The sequence below is a fragment of the Pseudarthrobacter defluvii genome, assembly GCF_030323865.1.
Classification (GTDB): Bacteria; Actinomycetota; Actinomycetes; order Actinomycetales; family Micrococcaceae; genus Arthrobacter; species Arthrobacter sedimenti.
Map to the genome: position 1 here is coordinate 3,383,633 of NZ_CP066362.1, position 19,286 is coordinate 3,402,918.

Genomic DNA, 19,286 nt, shown 5'->3' on the forward strand with positions numbered 1-19,286 from the left:
TCAGCGTCGGGGACGGCTGGAGCGCAGCTTCACTGCGGCGGCGGCCATGATGAGGGTTCCGGGGACGACGACGAAGAGGGCTGCGAGCATCCAGACGAACACCACGGCGCAGAACAGGGCAGCGGCGAGCAGCAGCGAGCCGGTCCAGTCACGGAGGGCGGCTGCCTGACCGGCTTCGAGGGCCTGGCGCCAGGTGCCTTTGCCGGTTGCGGATCCTGCGGAGTCGGATCCTGCGAAGTCTGACCATGCGGAGGTTGTGCGGAGCAGGACGATGGCGGCGCCGGCGGCGAGGATGAGCGTGGCAGGAAGGACCAAGCCGCGGCCCGGGAGCTGCCCCACCCATGCGAGCAAAAGGTTGAGGACAATCACGACGGCGGCTGCCGCCGTCGTGATTCCAAGTTTCCAGCTGCCGGGCAGGGCAGCCTTGAACAGCCCCCACAGGCCGCGGACGGAATCATCCCGGCCGTTCAGGTGCCGTTCGAGGTGGGCGGTCCCGGCCGCATAGGCGGCCGGGATGGTGACGAGCGGGAGGGACAGCACCAGCACCAGTACCCCTGCCAGGAGGGTTTCGGAGAACAGGGCGAACCGGTTCACCGGAATGGGTTCTTGGCCGGATGCGGGTGTGGTGCTGTCCATGACACTCATTTTCTGACTCGCTTCTTCTCTAGCCCTTGAGGCCCTGGGTGGAGACGCCTTCGACGATGTACCGCTGGAAGATCAGGAAGAAGATCAGCACGGGGAGCAGGGCCAGGACAGACATGGCGATCATGGCGCCGTAGTCCGAGGACTGGGTCTGGTCCACGAAGAGCCGCAGGGCCAGCGGCAGCGGGTACTTGTCCGGGGTGTTCAGGTACAGCAGCGGGCCCAGGAAATCGTTCCAGCTCCAGATGAAGGAAAAGATCGAGGTGGAGATCAGGGCCGGCTTCATCAGCGGCAGCATGATGGAGAAGAAGATCCGGGCGTGCCCGGCGCCGTCGATCCGGGCCGCCTCATCCAGCTCCGTGGGCAGGCCGCGCATGAACTGGACCATGAGGAAGACGAAGAACGCGTCCGCGGCCAGGAATTTGCCGATCAGCAGCGGCACGTACGTATCCACCAGGCCCAGCTGCTGGAACACGATGTACTGCGGAATGATCACCACGTGGAAGGGCAGCAGCAGGGTGGCGATCATCATCCCGAAGAACAGGCTGCGGCCGGGGAAGTTGATCCTGGCGAACGCGTACGCCGACACAGACGCGGACAGGATGGTTCCCACCACCGCGCCCAGGGCCAGGATCAGGGAGTTGGTGAAGAACTGCAGGGTGGATACGCCGCCGATGCCGTCCATGGCCGTGACGAAGTTGTCGAAGCTGAAGTTGTTCGACCACAGTGACGTGTTCTGCCCGCCGATTTCGGAGTTGGGCTTGAACGACGAGGCGATCATCCACAGGCCGGGGTACAGCACGATAGCCGTGAGGACCAGCGCCGCGGCATGGAAGACCACGCTCTTGGCCCGCTTGGCCCCGGCGGACTCGGACTTGGGGTTGTAGGCAGGGGCAGTGTCCGGGGTGGACTGGGTGGGGGTTGCCATGGTTGTCATCGTGAATCACCGCTGTAGTGGACCCAGGACTTGGACGTGCGGAAGAAGATCAGCGTGATGATGCCGACCACGACCACCAGCAGCCAGGCCATGGCCGAGGCGTAGCCCATCCGGAAGTCGCTGAAGCCGCGCAGGTACAGGTAGAGGGTGTAGAAGAGGGTGGATCCGGCGGGGCCGCCGTCGCCGTTGGAGATGATGTAGGCCGACGCGAAAACCTGGAACGCGTGGATGGTTTCCATCAGCAGGTTGAAGAAGATCACCGGGGAGAGCATGGGCCAGGTGATGTTGAAGAACTTCCGCACCGGGCCGGCGCCGTCCATGGACGCTGCTTCGTAGAGCTCGCCGGGGATCTGCTTGAGCCCGGCCAGGAAGATCACCATCGGGGCGCCGAACTGCCACACCGTCAGCAGGATGAACATCGGCATGGTCATGGCGGGGTTGCCCACCCAGCCGCCCAGGTTGATCCCGAAGAAGGACAGGCCCTGGTCCACCGGACCGGAATCGCCGAACATCGCCTTCCAGACGATCGCGATGGACACGGACGCACCAATCAGCGACGGAGCATAGAACGCCGACCGGTAGAAGCCCTGGCCGCGGCGCTTGCTGTTCAGCAGCATGGCCACCGCCAGCGCGGCGGCGAGCTTCAGCGGGGTGCCGAAGACCACGTAGGACAAGGTCACGCCCACGGACTGCAGGAACCGTTCGTCCTGGAAGAGGGTGGTGTAGTTGTCCAGGCCGATCCACTTGGGCGCCTCAAACAGGTTGTAGTTGGTGAAGGACAGGTACAGCGAGGAGATCATCGGCCCCACCGTCAGGGCAATGAATCCCAGCAGCCAGGGCAGCAGGAACGTGTAGCCGGCACGGGCGTCCACCCCGTTGCGCTTCGACTTGCGAAGCTGCACGGGAGCGGACGACGCCGAACGCCTGCTCAGGGTTGGGCTTGAAGTCACGAGATCATTCCGTAAGTCGTGGAACCAGGGCGGGAGGGCATGGCAGCCGGATCAGGCGTTCTGCTTGATGACGTCTTCGGCTTCCTTGAACCACGCGTCGACGGCACCGTCAACGGTGACCTTGCCGTAGTTAAGGTCGGAGGCGATCCGGCCGAACGAAGCTTCCAGCGTTCCGAAGCCGACGATTGGCGGCTCCGGGGCATCCTTGAGGTACTGCTCGATGGACTTCTCATAATCCACCACGAGCTTGTCGGCGCCGTCGAAGGTGGTACCGTCGCGCTGGGTCTTGGAGGCGGGGACGCCGCGGGAGGTCTTGAAGATCTGGCCCACCTCGGGGTCGTTGACCATGAAATCGATGAAGCGCGCGGCAGCATCCTTGAACTTGGTCTTGGCGCTTGCCACCATCAGCATGGAAGGCTTGAGGAACAAGCCCAGGTTGTTGGGGTCATCCGACGGCACGGGCACCAGCTTGAGTTCCTTTGCGCCGCTGTCCCCGAGGTAGCCGGCCATGAAGTTGTCCCAGGTAACCTCGGCAGCACTGACGTTCGAACCGAACGGCGACTTGGGCTTGAGCTGGGTCACCCTCTCTTCCGGAACGATGGCCTGGGTCCCGCGAAGCTTCGAGTTGAGGTTCCACCAGGTCTTCAGGTCGTCCTTGCTGAAACCCAGCTTCCCGTCGCTGTTGAAGGCCTGCATGTTCTTCTGCCGGAGCCAGATGTTGAACTGCCACCACACGCCGGTGAAGTCCGTGGACCCATAGAGGGTGCCGTTGCCCTTGTCGCCAACTTCCTTCAGGAATGACTGGAATTCGGACCAGGTCCACTTGCCGGTGGGCTCGGCAATGCCCAGGGAGGCAAGCTTGGCGGGGTCGTAGTAGACGGCGAAGGCGTTGGTGCTGGTGGGGATGCCGTAGGTCTTGCCCTTGATCTGGCCTGAAGGCAGGAGGGACTTCTCGAAGGCGTCCGTGTTGATCTTGACCGTGCTGAGGTCCAGGAGCTGGTTGCGCTGGCCGTAGTCGCGCAGATAAGACAGGTCCCACTGCATGACGTCCGGCAGCCCGCCGCCTGCGGCCTCGGTGGCCCGCTTCTGCCAGTAGCCGGCGAAGTCGGTGAAGTTGCCGTTGACCTTGATGTCGGGGTTCTTCGACTCGAACAAGGCGATGGCCTTGCGGGTACGCTCGGCGCGGTCGTCGTTACCCCACCAGGTGTAGTTGATGGTGACGGGCTTGTCCGCGGAGCCGGTCTGACCGGACGAGCCGGATCCGTTTCCACAGGCCGACAGTGCTGCTGCCGATGCGGTACCAATGGCGACGGTTGTGAGGAAATGCCTTCTGTTGATCACGGGAGCCTCCTTGCTCAATGGGTGTTTGCCAAATCTCGGTCTACAACACGGGTAGTGAGCTGGCTTACACGGCTTCTGAAACGATACAATAGCGACATTCCCAGGATTGGGCAAGCGTTTTCCAAACGTCTGACATCAGCCCTGTTCCATCTTCCCAGCAGACAAAGGAGTCCTATGACACGGCAGGCAACCCCCGGACAGCCGGGCGTTTGGAACAACGTCCAGGGCATCGCCTTCGGCGGTGACTACAACCCCGAGCAGTGGCCCGCCAGTGTCCGGCTGGAAGACCTCGAGCTCATGCAGGAAGCCGGAGTCAATTTCCTCAGCGTGGGGATTTTCTCCTGGGCACTGCTCGAACCGGCAGAGGGCCAGTATGACTTCGGGTGGCTGGACGAGGTCATGGACAACCTTGCCGGGATCGGGGTTAGGGTGGCCCTGGCCACCGCCACCGCCGCTCCCCCGGCCTGGCTGGTCCGCAAGCATCCGGAAATCCTGCCGGTCACGGCTGACGGGACCGTGCTGGGACCGGGCTCACGGCGGCACTACACGCCGTCGTCGGCCGTTTACCGCCGCTACGCCACCGGCATCACCCGCGCCCTCGCCGAACGGTACAAGGACCACCCGGCCCTGGCGCTGTGGCACGTGGACAACGAACTGGGCTGCCACGTCTCAGAGTTCTACGGCGAGGAGGACGCCGCAGCCTTCCGCGCCTGGCTGCAACGCCGCTATGGCAGCATCGGGGCGCTCAACGCCTCCTGGGGCACTGCGTTTTGGTCACAAAACTACGGTTCCTTTGAAGAAATCCTGCCGCCCGCCGTCGCGCCGTCCACGCTGAACCCGGGCCAGCAGTTGGACTTCCAGCGATTCAACTCCTGGGCGCTCATGGACTACTACCGGGAACTGGTGGCCGTCCTGCGCGAGGTAACCCCGGAGATCCCGTGCACCACCAACCTGATGGCCTCCAGCGCCACCAAGTCCATGGACTACTTTGACTGGGCCAAGGATTTGGACGTCATCGCCAACGACCACTACCTGGTGGCGGCCGATCCTGAACGGCACGTCGAACTGGCCTTCAGCGCGGACCTCACCCGGGGCATCGCGGGCGGTGACCCATGGATCCTGATGGAACATTCGACGTCGGCTGTGAACTGGCAGCCGCGCAACCAGCCCAAGATGCCCGGCGAGATGTTGCGCAATTCCCTGGCCCACGTGGCCCGCGGGGCCGACGCCGTCATGTTCTTCCAGTGGCGGCAGAGCTTTGCAGGCTCGGAGAAGTTCCACTCGGCCATGGTGCCGCACGGCGGACGGGACACGCGCGTGTGGCGGGAAGTGGTGGAACTGGGCGCCGCGCTGAAGCGGCTTGAGCCCGTGCGCGGCACCCGGGTCCAGTCCCGTGCCGCCATTGTCTTTGACTATGAAGCGTGGTGGGCCAGTGAGATCGATTCGAAGCCCAGCGTGGACGTGAAGTACCTGGACCTGCTGCGGGCCTTCCACCGTTCATTGGTGCTCCGCGGTGTCACGGTGGATATGGTGCATCCCTCCGCGTCGCTGGACGGGTACGACCTGGTGCTGGTGTGCACGCTGTACGCGGTCTCCGATGAGCATGCCGCCAACATCGCTGCCGCGGCAGCGGCCGGCGCAACTGTCCTGGTCAGCTACTTCAGCGGAATCGTGGATATGCAGGACCACGTCCGCCTGGGCGGCTACCCCGGCGCTTTCCGCGACCTCCTGGGCGTGCGGGTGGAGGAGTTCCACCCCCTGCTGGCCGGGTCGCAGCTGAAGCTGAGCGACGGTACCGTGTCCTCGGTCTGGAGCGAACATGTCCACCTGGCTGGCGCGGAAGCGGTGAAAACCTTCACCGAGTACCCGCTGGAGGGTGTCCCCGCCCTGACCCGCCGGGCCGTGGGTTCCGGAGCCGCCTGGTACCTGGCCACCTTCCCGGACCGCGACGGCATCGATGCCCTCCTGGACAAGCTGCTGGCGGAATCCGGGGTTTCTCCCGCCGCCGCAGCCGATCCCGGGGTGGAGCTAGTGCGCCGGCGTTCGGCCGACGGGCAGAGCTTCCTGTTCGCCATCAACCACGCGCGGGAGGACGCCTCCGTCTCCGCCGCCGGCACGGACCTGTTGACGGGTGAGCCGTTTGCCGGCACTGTTCCCGCTGGCGGCGTGGCGGTGGTTGCCGAAGGCTGAGGACTTCGGCTTCAGGTAAGTACTAAGGCTCTATGAGGTACGACGGCGGCGCCCTCCGGGTGCCGCCGTTTTGCTAATGCGGGGGTCAGCCCTAAAACAGACGGTGCCGAGTAGGGACTGAACGTTCTTCCTCTGCCACCCTTCCTGCTACGAAGGCTTCCGCCTCTCCTCCGGCAGCTTTCCACATAGGAGATACCAGCCGTCGGAATTGACAGAGGGTGCTGGAAGACTTTGGTTATGGAAGCGGTGTTGGGGACAGCGGCAGGACCGGAGGTGGGGGCTCCGGGGCTGTCTGCTGCCGATGTGGTCCAGTCTCCGCCTGCTGTTCCGGAAGTTGCTGCCCCTTCCTTTGCTGATGTCGTGGACCTGTTGGCTCGTGTTGCGGCGCCGGCTGATGGTGCCGGAATGATTGACCAGATCCGGGGCCTTGAGGATTTGAAGTCCCTTGCCGGTGCCCGCCAGGCCGAGCTTGCTGTGGCCTTTGATCTGTCGCAGCGGCGGGAGCAGGCCGCCGCCGGTGTCGCGTCCGGGGAGCAGGGCGCCGGGGTAGCTGCGCAGATCGCGCTGGCGCGGCGGGAGTCCCCGGCCCGGGGCTCCCGGCTGCTGGGCCTGGCCAAAACCCTGACCGGGATGCCCCGCACCTTCGCCGCGTTCCGGGCCGGCTTGCTAAATGAGTGGCGGGTGACACTGGTGGTCAAGGAAACCATCTGCCTGACTCGAGAGGACCGGGCGGGGGTGGATGAAGAACTCGCCGCGGACGCCGGCGCCCTGGACGGTATGGGAGACAAGGCCATCATCACCGCAGCCCGTGCCGCGGCGTACCGGCGCAACCCTGCTTCGGTGGCGAAGCGGGCTGCCCGGGCTGTGGGTGAGCGGTGCGTGAGTTTGCGGCCCGCTCCGGACACGATGGCCTACCTGACCGCCCTGCTCCCGGTATCCCAGGGTGTCGCCGCCTACGCCGCCCTGGCCAAGGACGCGGACAGTGCCCGGTCGGGCGGCGATGAGAGGTCGCGGGGGCAGGTCATGGCCGACACCCTCGTCGAACGCGTCACCGGCACCCCCGGAGGAATCAGCGGGGTGGAGATCCAGCTCGTCATGACCGACCGAACCCTCCTGCAGACCGACGCCGAACCCGCACGGCTCCCCGGCTACGGCACCATCCCCGCAGCCTGGGCCAGGGAACTCACCCTCACAACTGAATCCTCGACAGGCCTGAATCTTTGGATCCGGCGGCTCTACACCGCCCCCGGCACAAATGAGCTGGTGGCGATGGACTCCAAAGCCAGGCTGTTCCCCGCAGGTTTGAAGCGCTTCCTCCAGGTCCGGGACAACACCTGCCGAACCCCGTACTGCGACGCCCCCATCAGGCACCACGACCACATCCTCGCCTGGCACCAGTGCGGACCCACCAGCAGGAGCAACGGCCCGGGCCTGTGCGAAGCCTGCAACCACACCAAAGAAAGCCCGGGATGGACAGCGAAACCAGTCCCCGGCCCACGGCATACGGTGGCCACCACCACCCCAACCGCTCACACCTACCACTCCACCGCACCACCCCTCCCCGGAAGTGCACTACCGCGAGCGGACATCCGGACCGACAACATCACGTCGAGGAATGTTGGCAGGCAAGTCCGCCGCGCTCCCTCGCCGGGAAGGCCTGCCGGCGCTTCCCCACCGCCACCGGGTGTGCCACGGCGGCCAACCGTCCAGGTGTTGGGTCGTGTCATCCAGCCCACCATGACCTGACGGCCAACAGATAATGGGATCAGCCAACCAGCGTGCCTGTGGACGCCAGGGCAGGGTGGCAGATACTGGACGGGTAGTTCGACCGGCAGCGACAGCAGACCTAAGGCGCATCCAGGAGATTGAGACAGCCGCAGGGGAACTTTTCCGGGCACTCGGCATGGATGCGGTCGCCGATGACCCGCCGCCCACTGTGAAACAACTGAGCGCGTATGTAGCCGCCGGGACGGCGCGGGTTGCGGCCGACCCGGCAGGCGAAGTGATCGGGTACATCCTTATCGACGCCCAAGCCAATGGGGCCCACATCGAACAGGTCACGGTCCATCCCCGGCATGTTGGCTTCGTGGCCGAGGACAGTGATGTCGCGCAGGGTCCCCGCCGGGCCTTCCGTTTAAGCAGCCCTGTCCCGGTTAAACAGCTCTGCCCGGAAGGAACCATTGGGTACCTTCCGGGCAGATCTGCCACCCGCCGTCGAACGTCTGTATTGGGAGGCGTCCCTCCAGACTGTCCGGAGCCATGTTGGCGGTGTGAAGACTTACTTACTGATGGCCGATTTCATCTCATCGGTTGCCTTCTTCCCTGCATCTTCCGGGGACAAGCGCTCAAAGAGAACTTCGGAGGTGTAGCGCTTAATGATCTCCTGGATGGCACCGGCGCCCTTCGGCGGCGGCGCGGGGGCCTCACCGAGCTCATTCTTGATCTGGTCGATGAAGTTGACCACCTTGACGTCGGCGGGGGTGAGTTTGGACTGGATGGCTGCCCGGACATCCGAGTTCGGGTAGACTCCACGGTCGGCCAGGAGCGCCTCGCCCGCCTTGACGTTGTTGGTCAGGAAGTTGATGAACTTGGCGGTTTCCTGCGGGTGCTTGGTGCGCGAGGAGGCCGACCAGAACTGCGATGCCTTGTACCAGAGCTCCGCATCGGCGGCGGAGCCCGTCTTGGTGGGGAAGCGCAGGATCTTCAGGTCCCCGCCACTGGCCTTCTCCAAGGCAGGGGCCTGGTTGGACCACCAGAAGGCCATGCCGTTCTTGCCTGTCGCCAGTCCGCTCTGGTCAAGCGGAGCAGCCTCGGCCTCCACCACCTCGGACGAGGAAGGCACCGCTTTGTCCTGGCTGAGCTTTTTCAGGAAGGCCCACCACTCGGCAATGTCGCCGGGCTCAAAACCCAGCTTGCCGTCGGATGTGTACAGCGACTTGCCGTTCTGCCGGAGCCACACGCCCAGGGAGGCCTCGTCGGTTCCGTAGGCGGCCGCACCGTAGGTCCCCTTGGGGGACTTGGCGGTGATTTCGGCGGCGATGCGGCCGAAATCCTCCCAGGTCCACTTCGAGTCGTCGGGAAGCGGGACCCCGGCGGCTTCGAAGACCTTCGGGTTGGCAAGGATGGTGGCAGCGTTGATGCCGGCGGCGATGCCCGTCAGGCCCTTCTCACCCTTGCCCGCATTGAGTGCAGCCTCATCCAGCTTGGAGGTGTCGATGTCGTACTTGGAGAGGTCCAGGAGCGCGCCGCGGCTGGAGTACTCCGTGATGTACTTTTCGTCCATCTGGATGATGTCAGGGGCATCATTTGCCGCAACCTGGGTTGCCAGTTTGTCCCAGTATCCGCTCCAGTCGCCGAACTCCGGCTTAATCTTGATCTTCGGGTTCTCGGCTTCGAACTGTTTGATGGCTTCCTGGGTGAGCTGGGCCCGCTTGTCGCCGCCCCACCAGGAGAAGCGGAGTTCGACGGTGCCGTCCGCGTTCTGCGGGGCTGCTCCCCCGCCGCAGGCGCTGAGAACCATGACGGCGGCGACTGCGGCCGCAACGGCGCCGGCTTTATGGGTTCGGCCGTGGCGGCCGGGGCGCGGTGCGCCTGAAGTGGGTGCCCCTGCGCGCTGCTTTGCAGCAGCTGCAGGACGGGGAAAAAGCGGCACGGTGTACTCCGATCTTCTTTGATCCAGGTGCGGGTGGTGTTCCAAGTGGGGACTTGGTGCCCGGCAGCAGCAGGGCCGGCCGGGAAGAGCGCGAAAGCGATTTCTAGTTCTGATATTACAAGTCTAAAACTTGTAATACAAGATTCAGAGTAACAGTTCTGAAAGATTTCGGACGGCGCAGACAAACGAACGGCCCGCCGCAAGGACGGGCCGTTCGGGATGTGAAGTTGCAGCGCGGGTTACTTGATGCCGGTGGTGGCGATGCCCTTGATGAGGAATCGCTGGCCGAAGAGGAAGACCAGGAAGACCGGCAGCAGGGACACGATGGACATGGCGAACAGGGAGCCCCAGCTCGTTGCCGACTGCGAGTCCACAAAGGCGCGCAGCGCCACCGGAACGGTGAACATATCGGGATCCGTGAGGTAGATCAGGGCACCGAAGAAGTCGTTCCAGGTCCAGATGAATGTGAAAATGGTGGTGGTGGCCAGCGCCGGGACCATCAGCGGCAGGATGACCCGCAGGAAGATGCGCGGATGGCCGGCGCCGTCAATACGTGCCGCCTCATCGAGTTCGCGCGGGATGCCGCGGATGAACTGCACCATGAGGAACACGAAGAACGCGTCCGTGGCCAGCAGCTTGGGGACCAGCAGCGGCCAGAAGGTGTTCACCCAGCCGATCTGCGAAAACAGGATGTACTGCGGGACGATCACCACGTGGAACGGCAGCATGATGGTCAACAGCATGATGCCGAAGAACAGCCGCTTGCCCGTGAACTGGAGCCGGGCGAAGGCATAGGCAGCCATGGAGCACGACACCAGGTTTCCCAGGATGGAGCCGATCACCACGATTGCCGAGTTCAGCATGTAGTGGCCGAACGGGTGCGTCAGGGCCGACCATCCGGAGGTGTAGTTGCTCATTTCGAGGCTGTTCAGCCACAGTCCGGGCTCCCGGAAGATCATCTCGTTGGGGCGCAGCGAGGACACCACCATCCACAGGAGCGGGTAGATCATCAGGGCGCCGGCAAGGATGAGGATGCCGTGCTTCATCAGCGACTTGCCTCGCTGTGCCCGGCTGAAGGCCAGTGTTCCCCGGGACTCGCGGACCCTGGGCTTGCGGTTGTTTGGCTTGCCGGCGCCGGTGGACTTCCTCTCCGGGGTGGGCAGCGTCTCAAGCTTAGTCGTCATAGAAAACCCAATACTTAGAAGCGATGAAGTTGATGGCGGTGAAGACACCGATGATGAGCAGCAGGACCCACGCCATGGCTGAGGCGTAGCCCATGTCGAACTGGCCGAAGCCCTTTTGGTACAGGTACAGCGTGAAGAACATGGTGGAGTCCGAAGGCCCGCCGTTGCCGCCGGAGACGATGAACGCCTGGGTGAACGACTGGAAGGAACCGATGATCTGCAGCACCAGGTTGAAGAAAATGATCGGGCTCAGCATCGGCAGGGTGATCCGCCAGAACTGCTGGAGCGTGGTGGCGCCATCAACCTTGGCGGCCTCGTAGTACATGTTGGGGATCTGCCGCAGGCCCGCCAGGAAGATGATCATGGGGGCGCCGAAGGTCCAGACGTGCAGCAGGATGATCGATCCCAGGGCTGTGCTCGGGTCCGAGATCCAGCCCGGGCCCTGGATACCGAACATCGCCAGGACCTGGTTGACCAGGCCGGTGGTGCCGAAGATCTGCTTCCACAGGATGGCGACCGCCACGGACCCGCCCAGGAGCGACGGCAAGTAGAACACCGAGCGGTAGAACGGAAGGCCACGAAGTCCCTTGTCCAGGACGAGCGCGATCAACAGCGCCACGGCAAGCTGCAGCGGAACACCCACGAAGACGTAGGTGAACGTGACGCGGAGGGAGTTGTGGAGCCGGGCGTCGCTGAGCATGCGGGTGAAGTTGTCCAGACCCGTCCATTCCGGCGGCTGGAGCAGGTTGTAGTCCGTAAAGGACAGGTAAAGGGACATCAGCATGGGGCCGATGGTGATGGCCACCAGGCCCACCAGCCACGGCAGCAGGAAGATGTAGGCGGCCTTGTTGTCCCGCCTGTTGGCCTTCTTCTCGGCGGCGGTGACTTTGCCCTTCCGCCGGGTAATGGAGCTGAGTTCGCTGATGGCGCTCACGGAAGCTGCTCCGTCCTGGGGATGTGTTTTGCGGCCATGTGGTCTCCTTTGGTCATCGTGGCCTCCACGTTGGTTCATCGCCGGGCGATGGGGGTAACCGGTACCCCGGTGCCGGCGCTGCTCCTGCCCGTGAAAGCTGAAGCGGTTCCGGTGCCGCGGGGTCCGTTCGAATTGCGGCTCCGTACCAAAGTAAACGCTTTCTTGACTCCTGTATAGCCCTTTGTTAGTTTTTGAGAAAACGCTTTCTGTTACCGGCGTCACTCGCGTTCAACCTACCTGCCAAGGGGCACAACAATGAAGTTTGGTCTCAAGAAATCCGTCATGGGCATCACCGGCGCCTTCGCCGCAGCCGCTCTGGTCCTCACCGGCTGCGGCAGCAGCCCGCAAGCAGGAAAAGTGGGGACGGCAGAAGATCCCGTCACCATCCGATTTGCCTGGTGGGGCAACGACTCCAGAGCCAAAACCACCATGGAGGTGATCAAGGCTTTCGAAGCCGCGAACCCCACCATCAAGGTCCAGGGCGAGAACACCGAATACAGTTCCTACTGGGACAAGATGGCCACCCAAATCGCGGGTGGAACAATGCCGGATGTCATCGCTATGAGCGGCGCCTACCCCAGCGAGTACGCCAGCCGGGGCGTGCTGTTGAACCTGGACAAGGTCAAGGACCAGATCGACACCTCGAAGTTTGCCGAGGGGACCGTGGACCTGGGCAAGATCGACGGCAAGCAGTACACCATTACTGCCGGCGTTAACTCGATGTCCATGGTCCTTGACCCCAAGGTCTTCGAGGCGGCCGGAGTGCCGCTTCCAAACGATGAGACCTGGACCTGGGACGACTACGCCAGGATCGCGGCCGAGATCACTGAAAAGTCACCGGCCGGAACCTTCGGCACCACGCCCATGGCCAACGATTCCTTCCTCGCAGTCTGGGCCCGCCAAAACGGTGAGGCCCTCTACACTGACGATGGAAAGAAGATGGGCATCAGCGAGGACACCCTGACCCGCTGGTTCGAACTCAACAAGAAGCTGACGGAGACCGGTGGCGCACCCTCCGCCTCCCAGACCGTCGAGGACGGCTCGGCACAGCCCGAAATGACCCTGATGGGCCAGGGAAAGCAGGGAATGAAAATTTCCTGGAGCAACCAGATGACGTCCTACTCCGGTGCGCCCCTGGTCATGGTGAAGCTGCCCGGCGAAAGCGCCCGGCCCGGTTCCTGGCTGCGTTCCTCCATGGAATACGCCATCTCTTCGAAGTCGCCACAGTCCAAGGAAGCGGCCCTCTTCATCAACTACCTGGTCAACAACATGGACGCAGCGTCAAAGATCAAGAGCGACCGGGGCATGCCGGCCAACACGGAACTGAAGGCGGGCATCACTCCCTTGCTGAAGGAAACCCAGCAGAAGGAGGCGGCCTACCTTGACCGCATTGCCGAGATGAAGATTCAGGCACCCAAGCCGTTCCCGGCAGGCTCATCGGCCACCATGGAAGTCCTGAACCGCTACAACACGGATGTACTCTTCGGAAAGATCTCCCCTCGCGATGCTGCCAAAGGCATGATCTCCGAGGTCAACCAGAACCTCGCCTGATCCACCCACGGCGCCCGGAACCATCAGAGTAAGGAGGCCAGCCACATGACTGCAACAGCAAGGCCCAGCGCCATCGCCGGCTATGAGGACTGGCCCGCCTACGTCCGGCAACATCCGCGCCACCAGGCGTCCGGCGCTGCGGCGCAGGAACTGTCGGACGTGCTGGGCGTCCCGGACCGCGACGCACTTCCCGAGGTAACGGTGCACTGGGAGGAAACGTACGACGGCGCCACCACCTCCCAGCTCAGCTGGCAGTTGGGCTTCGGGCCACGGACTACGGGCTGGCTGGTGAGGCCGGCCGGGAGTTCCGGCCCCCTGCCGGGTGTCCTGGCACTGCACTGCCACGGCGGGAACAAGTTCGGCGGGGCCGATCGGCTGGTGGAACTGCCGGACAGCCACCCCTCCGCAGCCGCTGCCCGCGCAGGCCACTATGACGGTCACGCCCTGGCCACGGACATCGCGCGGCGTGGCTTCGCCGTCCTGGCCCACGACACATTCTCCTGGGGCAGCCGCAGGTTTGACCTCGCAACTCCCCCGTGGCGGACGGCCTCGGCAGCAGCGGCGAGGCAGGCACAGTGGCGGGAGGACGGCGTCGTGCCAACCGAAGCGGAGGAATACAACGCCGCTGCCGGCTTCCACGAAGACACCGTTGCCAAAGCGGCCGGCCTGCTGGGCACCAGCCTGGCAGGCATGGTGGCGCACGACGACCTTGCCGCCCTGGACATCCTGGCGTCGCTGCCGGGGGTGGACCAGGACAACCTGGGCTGCATCGGCTTCTCCGGCGGCGGCGGCCGTTCCCTTGCCCTCGCGGCCCTCAGCCCCCGCATCGGGGCCGCCGTGGTGACCTGCATGATGACCACCTTCGAATCGCTCTTCCCCGCCTACCTGGACGCGCACTCCTGGTTGCTGCAGACCCCCGGCCTGTGGAAACTGGGCGACTGGCCGGAGCTCACCTGCCGGGCTGAAACGGCCCGTTTCCTGGTGCAGTACGCCCTGGCGGATGAGTTGTTCCCGGAAGACGGGATGCGCCAGGCGGACCGGCTGCTGGAATCAATGCACACCGGCACGGACACCTACACCGGCAGCTTCTGGCCGGGCGGGCACGTGTTCACGGCGGCCATGCAGGACGAGGCCCTGGACTTCCTGGCCAAAACGCTGGCCCCTTGACCCCTTTCCAACAGCACCAAGGACTTACGTGACCACACAGCATTCAACCGAATCCAGCCACCAGCGACCCGGATCCACAGCCACTCCCCGGATTGCGCTGGTGGGCGTACACGGCTTCGGCGAGCGCCACCTCGCCAATCTGGCCCGGCTTGAGGCCGCCGGCGCCCTGGAACTGGTGGCCGTGGCCGATCCCCTCCCGCCGCAGGCCGGCACGCTGGCCGAGTCGGTCGCCGTGTTCCCCGACCTGGAGGCGCTGCTGGCCGCCCAGCCGGGTGCCGACGTCGTCATTCTTGCCACCCCCATCCAGACCCACGCCCCACTGGCCCTTGCCGCCTTGGATGCCGGGATGGACGTCTACGTGGAAAAGCCGCCGGTCGCCTCCCTGGCCCAGTTTGAGCAGGTTCTTGCCGCCGCGCGTGCGAACGGACGCCTGGTCCAGGTAGGCTTCCAAAGCCTGGGGTCACACGCCCTGCCCGCCATCCGCGCCAGAGTGGCCGCCGGGGAGATCGGCACCGTCCTGGGCATCAGCGCCACGGGCCAGTGGCTGCGGACCAAGGCCTACTTCAAGCGCTCACGCTGGGCAGGGAAGCGCAGCCTGGACGGCACCGACGTGGTGGATGGCGTGGCCACCAATGCGCTGGCCCACGCCGTTGCCACCGGCCTGTCCCTGGCCGGCGCCCACACGCTCGCTGACGTAGCCTCCGTGGAAACCGACCTGTACCGGGCCAATGACACCGAGAGCGACGACACCTCGGTGCTCCGGGTCCGCACGGCCGGCGGAGACACCCTGCTGTGCGCCCTCACGCTGTGCGCCTCCGAACAGCAGGATCCCACCGTCACGGTGCACGGAACCCGGGGCGACATCACCCTCTTCTACACGCGGGATGAGGTAGTCATCAGCACCCCCGACGGCGAGCGCAGGGAAACGTACGGCCGCACCGACCTGCTGGAGAACCTGCTGGACGCCCGTGCCACCGGAGCTCCGCTGCTTGGCGCCCTGCCGGACACCGGCGCCTTCACCGCAGTGCTGGAAGCCATCCGCACCTCCCCGGCGCCGGCCCCGATCGATCCTGCATCAATCTCGTGGGAGGGCGACGGCGACGACGCCCACCCCGTGGTTCAGGGCATCAGCGACATGATGGGCCGCGCCATCAAGGCGCAGGCAACCTTCGCCGAGCTCGGCGCCCCCTGGGCCCGGGCCCTTCCGCCGGTACGGACGCTGGCCGTGGACGGCCGGCCGGTGGCCGACTACCAGGACGGCGGCCATATCCGCGCCGTCTCCTCCCCGCGCCCCTACCTGCACCCTGTCCGGACCCTCGGCGGCACTGTGGTCACGGACCACATGCCGCTGGACCACGTGTGGCACCTGGGAGTGGGGGTGGCCCTCCAGGACGTGGACGGCGTCAACTTCTGGGGCGGCCGCACGTATACGCGGGAGGCGGGGCAGTACATCTGGCGCCCCGACCACGGCAGCATCAGCGTATCCACGTCACACCTGAGCGACGCCGGCAGCGGACACGAGGGCCGGCTGCAGGAGACGCTTACCTGGAACGGCCCCGACGGTTCCCCCGTCCTGGGGGAGGAACGCACCTGGACGTGGTCCGCCGTCGCGCCTTCCATCTGGCGGCTATCCCTGGACTTTGCGCTGTCCCCCGCAGGGGACACGCCGGTCAGCCTGGGCAGCCCTGGCTCCAACGGCCGCTTCGAGGGTGGCTACGGGGGTTTCTTCTGGCGCCTGCCCGGGTGCGGAGACGCGGCAGTGTGGACGCCGGCCGGCAGCGGCGAGGCGGCGACCCATGGCAGCGTCACGCGCTGGCTCGCCTGGTCAGGAAAGTTCGACGGCGGCCCGGCCACCTTGGTGTTCGTCGCCCCGGAAGGCTGCACCGACCCGTGGTTTGTCCGAATGGACGGCTACCCCGGCGTGGGACAGTCGCTCGCCTGGGACCGCCGCGTCATGGCCGAGCCGGGAAACCCGGCGCGGCGGCACATCACCGTCCTGGTGGCCGACGGAATCCTGGCCACCACCGACATCGAGGCTTTGATCAACCACCAGGGGGACCCGTCATGACGCAAACAACAACCGCAGCCGTTCCGCCCCGGGAGGCACGGGTGGCTCCGGGGGCACGGACGGACCGCACCATCAAGCGCCGCCGTGTCCTGGACATCCTTGACGCCGCCGGGCGGGACTCGCTGCTCCTGACCTCCAACACGGCCCTGACCTGGTACCTGGATGGCAGCCGGGTGCACATCAGCTTGGCCGGGGACCCTATCGCGGCCCTCCTGGTGGACCGCGACGGCGACCACCTGGTGACATTCAACAACGAGGCCGGGCGGATCGCGGCCGAAGAGCTTCCGGCCGAGGTCAACCTCCACACCGTCCCCTGGTACGGGAACCTCCACCAGGCCGCCGCCGCCGTTGGCAACGGCAGCTCCCAGCCCCCGCTGGCGGAAACCGACGTCACCGCGGAACTGCGCGCCGCCCGCCAGCAGCTCCTCCCCGCCGAAAGTGCACGGTACTCCCTGCTCAGCGCCGAACTGGCGGCCATGATGACGGACGTCCTTTCCGCCGCGAGCCCGGACACCACCGAGTTCGAACTCGTTTCGGCGCTGGCCGCCCGGGTGGTGGCGGCCGGAGCGGAGCCGCTGGTGCTCCTGTGCAACGGCAGCTCCCGCAGCACCTTCCGGCACCCGTTGGCCACCCACTCCCCCTTGGGCCGCCGCGCCATGGCCGTGGTGTGTGCCCGCCGGGACGGCTTGGTTGCCAACATCACCCGCTGGATCAGGTTCGACGCCGGCACCCCGGAAGAGCGCGACGCCGAGGCCCGCATCGCGGCCGTGGAGGCGGACATCTTCGATGCCACCGTTCCCGGGGCGCGCCTGGACAGGATCTTCACCGAAATCCAGGCGGCTTACGCCCGGCACGGCTTTGGGGCGGACCAGTGGGAGCAGCACCACCAGGGCGGTCCGGCCGGTTACGCGGGCCGTGATCCCAGGGTGACGGCGTCGGCGACCGACACTGTGGTGCTGGACCAGGCCTTCACCTGGAACCCGTCAGGGCCCGGCGTCAAGATCGAAGACACAGTCCAGCTCACCGAATCCGGGTTGCGGGTCCTCACGGCGGACCCGCGCTGGCCCACGGCCACTGTCAACGGGCTGGAACGGCCGCTGACGCTGCAGCTGTAGGTGCTTCGCCAGGCACGCAGAAAACCCCGGGACCGCTTGGTCCCGGGGTTTTCTGCGTAACCGCTCAGGGAAGCTGCAGTTCCCCGTCCACCCTGCGCGGGATGCCCAGCGGGTTGTCCTCGCGCAGCGCCGGGTGCAGCACGGTTTCCGGGGCGTCCTGGTAGGCCACGGGACGCTGGAACCTGCGGACCGCCGTCGCGCCTACCGAGGTGAACAGCGAGGTGGTGGCCGGGTAAGGACCGCCGTGCTGCTGGGCCCAGTTCACGGCCACGCCCGTGGGCCAGCCCTCGAACAGGACGCGTCCGGCGAGCCCGGAGAGCTGCTCCACCAGAGCCTCGATGTCCTCGCCCTGCTCGCTGTGGAGCGTTGCCGTGAGGCTGCCCGGGACCTTGGCCAGGACGGCCGACAGCTCTTCCTGGTCCGCGTACTCGATCAGGATGGTGGTGGGTCCGAAGCATTCCTCCAGCAGCTGCTCCGGGTTTTCGAGGACCTTGGCAGCGCTGGTGGAAAAGACCACCGGAGCGGCGCCGTTGGCGGCAGCGTCCTGGTCCACGCTGCCGCCCACCACGTCCACTCCGTCAACGGAGGCGAAACTGCGCAGACCATCCGGGTAGGCCTCGGCGATGCGGGTGGTGAGCATGCCCAAGGCCGGCTTGTCCTTGCTGGCCGCGGCCACCTCGGAGGAAAACCCGGTTCCTGCCGGGATGAACACCAGGCCCGGCTTGGTGCAGAACTGTCCGGCGCCCAGGGTGAAGGAACCGGCCAGGCCTGCCGCCAGCTCCCCGGAGCGGGCCTGCAGTGCCGCGGCGGTGATGACCACGGGGTTGAGGCTGCCCAGTTCGCCGTAGAAGGGGATGGGGTCGGGGCGGGAGGTGGCGAGGTCGAACAGGGCACGGCCGCCGGGGATGGACCCGGTGAAACCCACTGCCTTGATGGCAGGGTCCTGGACCAGGGCTGTTCCCACTTCGCGGCCGTGGACCAGGGCAAAAAGGCCGTCCGGTGCGCCCGCGCGACGGAGGGCCTCCGCCACGATCTCCGCGGTCCGCTCGGAGAGCCGCAGGTGGCCCGAGTGGGCCTTGACGATCACGGAGCAGCCAACGGCCAGGGCCGAAGCCGTGTCGCCGCCGGCCACGGAGAAGGCGAACGGAAAGTTGGAGGCCGAGAAGACAGCTACCGGGCCGATGGGCTTGAGGATCCGGCGGAGGTCAGGCCTGGGCGGGGTGGCGTTCGGGTCTGCGTGGTCGATGATGGCTTCGAGGTAGGAACCCTCGGTAATCACGCGGGCGAACAACCGCAGCTGCCCGGTGGTGCGGGCCACCTCGCCCGTCAGGCGCGGGGCCCCCAGGCTGGTTTCGGCGTCCGCAATCTCCACCAGTTCGGCGGCGTTGGCGTCCAGGGCATCCGCCACGGCGTTCAGCCAGCCCGCGCGTTCGGCGTCGGAGGCAGCCGCGGAAATTTTCGCTGCCGCCGTAGCGGCAGCAGTGAGCTCGGTCAGGGAAAGCGTTGCAGTTGTCAC

At 65.7% G+C, this 19,286-nt stretch carries 14 protein-coding genes; 6 read left to right on the forward strand and 8 right to left on the reverse strand.

The window, feature by feature from the left end:
* From JCQ34_RS15770 to JCQ34_RS15785, 4 genes are read right to left on the reverse strand one after another with little or no spacing between them, the layout of a single operon-like run.
* On the reverse strand, positions 1-645 hold the full coding sequence (locus tag JCQ34_RS15770) for a Poxvirus protein I5 (RefSeq protein ID WP_286398995.1): 645 nt from the start codon (positions 643-645) through the stop codon (positions 1-3).
* A 19-nt stretch (positions 646-664) separates the two neighbouring features.
* Entirely contained in the window at positions 665-1,579 is a 915-nt protein-coding gene (locus JCQ34_RS15775; RefSeq protein WP_286398997.1) for a carbohydrate ABC transporter permease, read from the reverse strand.
* Positions 1,576-2,529, reverse strand: a complete 954-nt coding sequence (locus tag JCQ34_RS15780; RefSeq protein WP_236799547.1) for a carbohydrate ABC transporter permease — start codon at positions 2,527-2,529, stop codon at positions 1,576-1,578. The genes JCQ34_RS15775 and JCQ34_RS15780 overlap by 4 nt, the downstream gene beginning before the upstream one ends.
* A 51-nt stretch (positions 2,530-2,580) precedes the next feature.
* A complete protein-coding gene (locus JCQ34_RS15785; RefSeq protein WP_237428902.1) occupies positions 2,581-3,870 on the reverse strand; it encodes an ABC transporter substrate-binding protein in 1,290 nt (429 codons plus the stop codon).
* Positions 3,871-4,044: 174 nt separating this feature from the next.
* Here JCQ34_RS15785 and JCQ34_RS15790 point away from each other — a divergent pair, with 174 nt between their 5' ends.
* Positions 4,045-6,060 (forward strand): beta-galactosidase, encoded by a 2,016-nt coding sequence (locus JCQ34_RS15790; RefSeq protein ID WP_286399005.1) that lies wholly within the window; start codon positions 4,045-4,047, stop codon positions 6,058-6,060.
* A 405-nt stretch (positions 6,061-6,465) separates the two neighbouring features.
* Positions 6,466-7,806 (forward strand): HNH endonuclease, encoded by a 1,341-nt coding sequence (locus JCQ34_RS15795; RefSeq protein ID WP_286399007.1) that lies wholly within the window; start codon positions 6,466-6,468, stop codon positions 7,804-7,806.
* Positions 7,807-8,338: 532 nt separating this feature from the next.
* On the opposite strand, the gene JCQ34_RS15800 is transcribed toward JCQ34_RS15795, so the two are convergent.
* The 3 genes from JCQ34_RS15800 to JCQ34_RS15810 form a co-directional block, all read right to left on the reverse strand.
* Positions 8,339-9,712 (reverse strand): ABC transporter substrate-binding protein, encoded by a 1,374-nt coding sequence (locus JCQ34_RS15800; RefSeq protein WP_286399009.1) that lies wholly within the window; start codon positions 9,710-9,712, stop codon positions 8,339-8,341.
* A gap of 239 nt (positions 9,713-9,951) precedes the next feature.
* The gene (locus tag JCQ34_RS15805) at positions 9,952-10,896 is read right to left on the reverse strand and encodes a carbohydrate ABC transporter permease (protein ID WP_286399010.1); all 945 of its coding nucleotides are present in this window, start codon (positions 10,894-10,896) and stop codon (positions 9,952-9,954) included.
* Positions 10,886-11,830, reverse strand: a complete 945-nt coding sequence (locus tag JCQ34_RS15810; protein WP_286399013.1) for a carbohydrate ABC transporter permease — start codon at positions 11,828-11,830, stop codon at positions 10,886-10,888. Before JCQ34_RS15810 ends, JCQ34_RS15805 begins: the two co-directional genes overlap by 11 nt.
* Before the next feature lie 294 nt (positions 11,831-12,124).
* Between JCQ34_RS15810 and JCQ34_RS15815 the strand changes: the two genes are divergently transcribed.
* The 4 genes from JCQ34_RS15815 to JCQ34_RS15830 are packed head-to-tail and all read left to right on the forward strand — an operon-like array spanning position 12,125 to position 17,770.
* The gene (locus JCQ34_RS15815; protein ID WP_286399016.1) at positions 12,125-13,420 is read left to right on the forward strand and encodes an ABC transporter substrate-binding protein; all 1,296 of its coding nucleotides are present in this window, start codon (positions 12,125-12,127) and stop codon (positions 13,418-13,420) included.
* 45 nt (positions 13,421-13,465) lie between these two features.
* Positions 13,466-14,587 (forward strand): acetylxylan esterase, encoded by a 1,122-nt coding sequence (locus JCQ34_RS15820; RefSeq protein ID WP_286399019.1) that lies wholly within the window; start codon positions 13,466-13,468, stop codon positions 14,585-14,587.
* A 28-nt stretch (positions 14,588-14,615) separates the two neighbouring features.
* Positions 14,616-16,655: a DUF6807 family protein gene (locus tag JCQ34_RS15825; protein WP_286399021.1), complete on the forward strand. Its 2,040-nt coding sequence runs from the start codon at positions 14,616-14,618 to the stop codon at positions 16,653-16,655.
* Positions 16,652-17,770 (forward strand): M24 family metallopeptidase, encoded by a 1,119-nt coding sequence (locus JCQ34_RS15830; RefSeq protein ID WP_286399024.1) that lies wholly within the window; start codon positions 16,652-16,654, stop codon positions 17,768-17,770. The genes JCQ34_RS15825 and JCQ34_RS15830 overlap by 4 nt, the downstream gene beginning before the upstream one ends.
* Positions 17,771-17,834: 64 nt before the next feature.
* Here JCQ34_RS15830 and JCQ34_RS15835 read toward each other — a convergent pair whose 3' ends face one another.
* Complete coding sequence (locus JCQ34_RS15835; protein ID WP_286399027.1) at positions 17,835-19,286, reverse strand: aldehyde dehydrogenase (NADP(+)); 1,452 nt, start codon at positions 19,284-19,286, stop codon at positions 17,835-17,837.